Here is a 6883-nt window from a genome sequence, read left to right as displayed (position 1 = left end):
CGACGATGCCCGTGGGGATGTGGGTCATGCGCACGGCCGAGTCGGTCGTATTCACGGCCTGACCGCCGGGGCCCGAGGAACGGAAGACGTCCACCTTCAGCTCGGACTCGGGAATCTCGATGTGGTCCGTGGTCTCGATCAGGGGGATGACCTCGACGGCCGCGAAAGACGTCTGGCGGCGGCCCTGGTTATCGAAGGGGCTGATGCGCACGAGGCGGTGGGTGCCTGCCTCGACGCTCAGCGTGCCGTACGCGTAGGGGGCCTGGACTTCGAATGTCGCCGACTTCAGACCGGCTTCTTCCGCGTAAGAGGTGTCCATGACCTTGGTCGGGTAGCCGTGGCGCTCTGCCCAGCGCAGATACATGCGCAGGAGGATCTCGGCGAAGTCGGCGGCGTCCACGCCGCCCGCGCCGCTTCGGATCGTAATGACGGCGTTGCGCTCGTCGTACTCGCCGTCCAGCAGCGTGCGGATCTCCAGGTCGGACAGGTCCTTATGCAGCTTCTCCAGGTCAGCCTCGGCCTCCGCCAGGATGTCAGCGCCCTCGTCGGGATCCTCGGCGGCCATTTCCACCATGGCCTCAAGGTCATCAATGCGCTCGCTCATCTGCGTGACGCGATCAAGCTCGCTCTGGCGGTGGCTCAGCGCGCTGGTGACAGCCTGCGCGGCGCTCGGGTCGTCCCACAGGTCGGGGGCGGCTGCCTTCTCGTTCAGCTCGGCGATCTGTGCGCGCAGCTTGTCCGGCTGCACGACAGCGAGGATGTTCTCCATCGTGGTGCGCAGGGACGGGATCTCTTCAGAAAATTCAATGGCCACACACCCAGGGTAGCCGATTCGTGCCCTCACCAGGGGCGCGAGGAGTGGTCGGTGTCGGGCGTTTCGCAGACCGGGCCACAGATCCAGGCCAGAATAGCGGTGCCCCGACGCCGCGAGGACGCCGGGGCACTGACAGGAATGGGATCAGATGAGACCCATCGCGACCATCGCGTCGGCCACCTTACGGAAGCCCGCCAGGTTCGCGCCGGCAACGTAGTCGCCAGCCACGCCGTATTCCTCGGCGGTGGCGACAGTGTTCGCGTGGATGTCAACCATGATCTGGTGGAGCTTCGCGTCGGTCTCCTCGAAGGGCCACTGGGTGCGGCCGGAGTTCTGCTGCATCTCGAGGCCGGAGGTGGCCACGCCACCCGCGTTGGAGGCCTTGCCGGGGGCGTAGGCCACGCCCGCGGCCTGCAGGGCCTCGATTGCGTCAGGGGTGGTGGGCATGTTCGCACCCTCGGCGACCAGCTGGACACCGTTCTTGATGAGGCTCTGAACGCCGGACAGCGGCAGCTCGTTCTGGGTGGCGCACGGCAGGGCGACGTCACAGGGAACGTCCCAGATGGAGCCGTCAGCCACGAAGGTGGCGCTGGGACGCTCGGCCGCGTAGTCGGAGACGCGTCCACGACGCACCTCCTTGACGTCCTTAAGCAGCGCAACGTCGATGCCAGCCTCGTCCACGACGTAGCCGGAGGAGTCAGACACTGCCACGACGGTCGCGCCCAGCTGCTGGGCCTTCTCGGTCGCGTAGATCGCAACGTTGCCGGAGCCAGAGACGACGACGCGCTTACCGTCGAAGCTGGTGCCCTTGGCGGCCAGCATTTCGGCGGCGAAGTAGACGAGGCCGTAGCCGGTGGCCTCGGTACGTGCGAAGGAACCGCCCCACGTCAGGCCCTTACCGGTCAGGACGCCCGCATCGAAGCGGTTCTTGAGGCGCTTGTACTGGCCGAACATGTAGCCGATCTCGCGGCCGCCCACGCCGATGTCACCGGCGGGCACGTCCGTGTCGGGGCCGATGTGGCGGGAGAGTTCAGTCATAAAGGACTGGCAGAAGCGCATGACTTCGGCATCGGACTTGCCCTTGGGGTCGAAGTCCGCGCCGCCCTTGGCACCGCCCATGGGCAGGCCGGTCAGGGCGTTCTTGAAGATCTGCTCAAAGCCGAGGAACTTGATGATCGACAGATTCACGGAGGGGTGGAAGCGCAGGCCGCCCTTGTAGGGGCCGAGAGCGGAGTTGAACTGGACGCGGAAGCCGCGGTTCACGTGGATGTTGCCCAAATCGTCGGCCCACGGGACGCGGAACTGGAGCTGGCGCTCGGGTTCGACGATGCGGTCGATGATGGCCAGGTCGGCGTACTCGGGGTGACGCTCAGCCAGCGGGGCGATCGTGAGGAGGACCTCGTAGACGGCCTGGTGGAACTCAGCCTGGGCGGGGTCACGGCGCTGGACAGATTCGAAAACGGAAGCCAGTGCAGGGTTAAGTCGCGATGTATCAAAGCTGCTCATGGCCCAAAGTTTACGCTTCGTTTACTCAGGCGCTATCAGCGTCCCACGATGTGACCGTCGCACAGAACACCTTTTTCGCACAGATTAGAGGCCTCTCATTCGTGCGCTCGATGTCCGCTCAAGCTCAGGAATGACCACTCCGCGCAAGGCCGGAGGCACCAGGGACACGCGCGGACGAGCCTTGACACTCACCTCGACTTCCCCTCCCTGAACGCTCACTCTCGTCACCACCACGCCCTCCCCCACGCGGCACGTCGTCGTCGCCATGGCACCAAGCGCCACGTCAACGCGAGAGGCTGCCCCGGCCTCGTCCGTGCCCGAGGTCTGCCCCACCAGGACCGACGACGCAGACGCTCCGCCCACCCCGGCACCGGCCAGCGCATCCGCGCACGAGACCAAGCGCCGGTCCTGCATCGCGACCTGCGTCAGCGCCAGCGTCACGAACAACAGCAGGCACACGAAGGCGCAGCCCGCGCACATGAGGATTCCGACGCGCCCCTCCTCACCCACCGGAGACCACCTCCCGCACGGGCGCGCTGGCACTCGAGGAGACATCCACGCCAACACCGCCGAGCCACGCGGGCAGGAAAGGCAGCGGAACGCGCACCGAGACACTGACCTCAACCATGCCGTCAGCGCTGCCGCACGCCCCGCACATGGACGACATCGAGGGGGAGGAACCCACGCCGAAGTCCTCGGCAATAAGGGCGACCGCGTGCTCGGCGTCCGCCTGGCGCTCGACATCCTCAGCGAGGATGCGCGCTGCCTCACGCGCACCCGCATCCGCCGCCATCGCCCCCGCGCTGACCTGGCCGACCGCCAAGACGATGTAGAGAACCGGGATCACGAGGACGACCAGGATTCCCAGGAATTCAACGCTGGCGTCCCCGCGCTCGCTCACGGCCCCTCCACGAGGCTGCGACCGTGTACCGTCAGCCAGCGCGGCCCAAGCCCGCTCACGAGCGGCAGGCGCGTGCGCACGGTGACGACGAGAATGTCTGTGCCCGCGTCGGACTCGCGGGTCACCGAAATCTCGCGGTCGCGCGAGGCCCCCACGAGGGAATCCAACAGCTCGCCCGTGCGTTTGGCCGCCTCATCCTCGTCTCCACCCAGCAGACCGCCGCGGCGCGCACCCTCAGATGCAGCGCTCACACTCATCGTGCGCACGTACGACGCGAAGGTCACTTGGACGAGCAGGAGTATGACGAGAACCACGAGGCCTTGGACGAGGACCGTGGAGACGACCTCGGAGCCGCGTTCGTCGCCGTCAAATGCCCGCAACGGAGTCCATCGCACGGTTGAAGATCTCGACGAGACGTTCTGAGGCGACGCCCCAGATGACGACGACCAGGGCAGCGGTCATGAGCGTAATGAGCACCCAGCCGGGCACATCCCCGCGCTCCCCGAGCGGCTGGCGCTTGCGTAACCACTTCTTCATGGTGTGTTCCTTTCGTGTCTGCTTCATTTACGGGGTGAAATCCAGGGCGATGAGGCCCGGATAGAGGGCAAAGATGACGGTGACCGGCAGAATGAGGAAGACGACGGGCAGGAGCATCGCAATCTCGCGTCGCCCGCCTTCCTCCATGAGGGCCGCGAGAGAGCGTTCGCGCTGGTCGCGCGCCTGGTCGTGCAGGACCGAGGCCAGGGGTGAGCCGCGCTCGATGGCCGTGGTCAGCGTACGGGCCAGGCGCGTGAGTGCCGGCGAGTCGGTGCGATCAACCATCTCGGCGAGCGCCCGCACCGAGGGCATGCCGTTACGGATGTGTCCCGCCGTGAGCCCGAGTTCCATCCCCAGGGGTCCTCCCGCGCACCCTGCGACGCGCTCGATGGCGGCAGGGATCGACTCTCCCGCGGCGACCGCGAGCGCCAGCAGCTCCGAGCAGTCGGGGACGGCAGCATCGATGGCGCGTTGGCGGCGGTTTGCGGTCAGCGTGAGGTAGCGGTCCATGCCTGCGACGCCGAGTAGGGTGCCGACGAGGGCACAGACGACAAGCGGGATGATCGACGCGCGCAGCGAAGCGGTCGAGCGGGCTGTGAGGACGAGGCAAGCGCCGATGAGTCCGGCGATTGCGGCGGCGGCTTGACGCAGGCGGAACACGGACACCTCGGGGGCTGCCCCGGCCAAAATGAGTCGGCGGGCGACGGATTCGCTGGTGGATCCCAGGGAGTCCAGGGCCGAGGCTCCCATGCGCCTGAGCCATCGGGTGATCTCGGGTGTGGTGTCCTCTTGGACACGTCCTTGGGCGACGCGGGCGGCGAAGGAGAGGTGGCGCGTGGCCAGGGATCGCACGATGAGGGTGACGCCGCCGACGGCGAGGCATGCGACGATGACGTCGAAGGCGAGCAAGATCCAGGGACTCATGACGTGCCTCCCAGGTTTCGAGGATCGGTGCTCAGGCGTCCGATGGCTTTCATGAGGAGGTAGGCGATGACGCATGCGCCGGCACCGCCGAAGAGGACTGCAATTCCTCCGGGCGAGTTCCATACGTGGGCGCTGGTACCCCCGCCGGAGAGCAGAAGCAGGACGATCCAGGGGGCGGCCAGCCCCAGTCGGGCCGCGCCCACGGTCCAGGACTGGCGGGCCTCGAGTTCTCCTCGTACGCGCGCGTCCTCGCGCAGGAAGGTGGCCAGGTCTTGGAGGAGGCGGGTCAGGTCGGCACCGCCGACGGATCGGGCGACGCGCAGGGCCTCGACGATGCGGTCAGCAACCGGGTCAGCGACTGTCTCTTTCATCTTGTCCAGGGCGAGTTCATAGCGCCCGTTAGCGCTGTAGTCGCGCGAGAATGCTTCGAAGGCGAAACGAACGGGGTCGGGTCCCTCGTCGGCGAGGTCGCACAGGACCTGGGGCAGAGAGGTTCCGGCACGCACGCCGGAGACCATGGCGTCGATGACCTCGGGCCAGGCGGCGCGCACGGTCTTGGCGCGACCAGCCACGCGGGAGACGACCCACGCGTAGGGCAGGAAGGCCACGCCGATGGAGACGATGAGGGCGACCGGCCAGGCTCCCGTCGCAAGCAGAACGGAGAGGGCAACGACCACGCCGAGGCCGAAGCTGACCGCGATGAGTCGCACGGCATTGAGTCCGGGGACGCGGGCGCGCGCCACATCGTCGGAGAGGCGCTTCCACGGCCCCCAGGGCGAGCGTTTCGGTGGCGGGGTGAACCACGGGGACAGGGCCATGACAAGGCCGATCCCGAAGATAAGTCCACACACGATGGCGATCACAGCGTCCCCCAATCCAGCAGAGAGGCCAGGTCGAAGCCCGCAGCAGCGAAGCGATCATGCAGGTCGAGGGAACCCGTGCCTCGTTCGCAGCGGCCACCGTCGTAGGTGAAGAGCGAGGCCGTCTCGATCCGGTTGCCTTCGACCCGCCCGGGCACGGCGAGCACCTCGGAGACGTAGCGCTGTCCGTCCCGGCTGCGCTCAACGTGGCACACGAGGTCGATGGACGAGTCCAGGGTCGGGGTCACGAATCCCGTCGTGACGTTCTCACCGGCCAGGAGAGGCAGAATCGAGAGCTTGTCGAGGGCCTCGCGCGCCGAGTTCGCGTGCACAGTTGCCATACCGGGCACGCCCGCGTTGAGGGCCACGAGGAGGTCAAGGGCTTCGGGGCCTCGTACCTCGCCGACGATCAGGTACTCGGGGCGTATACGCAGGGATTCGCGTACGAGGTCTCGCAGCGTGATCTCGCCCGTGCCCTCGGCGGCCGCAGGGCGTGTCTGCATGGCCACGTGGTCCCAGTTGGCCAGGCCCAGTTCGAACACCTCCTCGCAGGAGATGACGCGCCGCGAACGCGGCAGCTCACCGGCGAGCGCGCGCAGGAGCGTCGTTTTGCCAGCCTGCGTGCCGCCCGAGACTAGGACCGACAGTCCAACGCAGACGGCTGCCGCCAGGAAGTCGCGCATCGGCGGGGGCACCATGTCGACGGCCACCAGGTCATCCAGGGTGCGGGCGCGCTGAATGTGCTTACGGATGTTGACGCTCCAGGACTGTCCGGTGACCGGCGGGATGACGACATGCAGGCGCTCTCCCCCGGCAAGCATCGCGTCCACGAAGGGGCTGGACAGGTCGAGACGTCTCCCCGAGTGGTGCAGCATCCGCTCCACGAGGGTGCGCACGTCCTCGTCCGTGAGAATGAGGCTGGTCAGCTCCGCGACCCCGCCGCGGGCCACGAACACGCGGGAGGCCGAATTGATCCAGATTTCCTCCACGCCCGGATCGTCCATGAGGGCCTGAAGGGGGCCGAGGCCGCAGATGTCGTCCATCAGGTCCGCTTCGACCTGCTCGCGCTGAGTAGGGAGCATGTCGGGGGCATGGGTGTCAATGGCGCGGTCAATGAGGGCACGCACGGCCCGGGGATCCCGCGCGGCATCGATGCCGCCCGCTGCCAAACCCTCTCGTACCCGCGCGGCGAGTGCACGCGTGATGGCTTCCATCGCTGAGCCTCCTCGCTCCAAACAGAACCATTGTGTCGAAAGTAACAGGGTTATTCAGGAATGAGCAAACCGCTGTCCCACAATCAGGCGCACACCCGCGCGGGGGGCCACAACCGGGCGGTCGGAG

General features: G+C 67.2%; 9 protein-coding genes. All 9 read right to left on the bottom strand.

Features of this window, described 5'->3' with window-relative positions; genetic code table 11:
* The coding region (locus QZ149_RS06300; RefSeq protein ID WP_291450472.1) for a PCRF domain-containing protein at positions 1 to 814 on the bottom strand (814 nt) is incomplete at its 3' end.
* A 144-nt stretch (positions 815 to 958) separates the two neighbouring features.
* Positions 959 to 2320: an NADP-specific glutamate dehydrogenase gene (gene gdhA, locus QZ149_RS06295; RefSeq protein ID WP_291450471.1), complete on the bottom strand. Its 1362-nt coding sequence runs from the start codon at positions 2318 to 2320 to the stop codon at positions 959 to 961.
* 84 nt (positions 2321 to 2404) lie between these two features.
* Positions 2405 to 2830: a hypothetical protein gene (locus QZ149_RS06290; protein ID WP_291450470.1), complete on the bottom strand. Its 426-nt coding sequence runs from the start codon at positions 2828 to 2830 to the stop codon at positions 2405 to 2407.
* A complete protein-coding gene (locus tag QZ149_RS06285) occupies positions 2823 to 3221 on the bottom strand; it encodes a 1-hydroxy-2-methyl-2-(E)-butenyl 4-diphosphate synthase (protein WP_291450469.1) in 399 nt (132 codons plus the stop codon). Before QZ149_RS06285 ends, QZ149_RS06290 begins: the two co-directional genes overlap by 8 nt.
* The gene (locus tag QZ149_RS06280; RefSeq protein WP_291450468.1) at positions 3218 to 3601 is read right to left on the bottom strand and encodes an ABC transporter; all 384 of its coding nucleotides are present in this window, start codon (positions 3599 to 3601) and stop codon (positions 3218 to 3220) included. The genes QZ149_RS06285 and QZ149_RS06280 overlap by 4 nt, the downstream gene beginning before the upstream one ends.
* On the bottom strand, positions 3588 to 3758 hold the full coding sequence (locus QZ149_RS06275; protein ID WP_291450467.1) for a hypothetical protein: 171 nt from the start codon (positions 3756 to 3758) through the stop codon (positions 3588 to 3590). The genes QZ149_RS06280 and QZ149_RS06275 overlap by 14 nt, the downstream gene beginning before the upstream one ends.
* A gap of 27 nt (positions 3759 to 3785) precedes the next feature.
* Entirely contained in the window at positions 3786 to 4682 is an 897-nt protein-coding gene (locus tag QZ149_RS06270; protein WP_291450466.1) for a type II secretion system F family protein, read from the bottom strand.
* Entirely contained in the window at positions 4679 to 5545 is an 867-nt protein-coding gene (locus tag QZ149_RS06265; RefSeq protein WP_291450465.1) for a type II secretion system F family protein, read from the bottom strand. The genes QZ149_RS06270 and QZ149_RS06265 overlap by 4 nt, the downstream gene beginning before the upstream one ends.
* Positions 5542 to 6756 carry an ATPase, T2SS/T4P/T4SS family gene (locus tag QZ149_RS06260; protein WP_291450464.1) on the bottom strand — a complete coding sequence of 405 codons (1215 nt, stop codon included), beginning with the start codon at positions 6754 to 6756 and terminating at the stop codon, positions 5542 to 5544. The genes QZ149_RS06265 and QZ149_RS06260 overlap by 4 nt, the downstream gene beginning before the upstream one ends.
* Positions 6757 to 6883: the final 127 nt, after the last annotated feature.

It is taken from the genome of Actinomyces sp. ICM47 (assembly GCF_905369875.1).
GTDB lineage: Bacteria > Actinomycetota > Actinomycetes > Actinomycetales > Actinomycetaceae > Pauljensenia.
The sequence above is the reverse complement of the archived record's forward strand: the minus strand, read 5'-3'. Positions and strand labels throughout refer to the sequence as shown.

Bases quoted from the DNA above. Each gene is read 5' to 3' on its own strand.
- QZ149_RS06260 (WP_291450464.1), bottom strand. From the start codon at position 6,756: ATGGAAGCCATCACGCGTGCACTCGCCGCGCGGGTACGAGAGGGTTTG.
- gdhA (WP_291450471.1), bottom strand. From the start codon at position 2,320: ATGAGCAGCTTTGATACATCGCGACTTAACCCTGCACTGGCTTCCGTT.
- QZ149_RS06275 (WP_291450467.1), bottom strand. From the start codon at position 3,758: ATGAAGAAGTGGTTACGCAAGCGCCAGCCGCTCGGGGAGCGCGGGGAT.
- QZ149_RS06270 (WP_291450466.1), bottom strand. From the start codon at position 4,682: ATGAGTCCCTGGATCTTGCTCGCCTTCGACGTCATCGTCGCATGCCTC.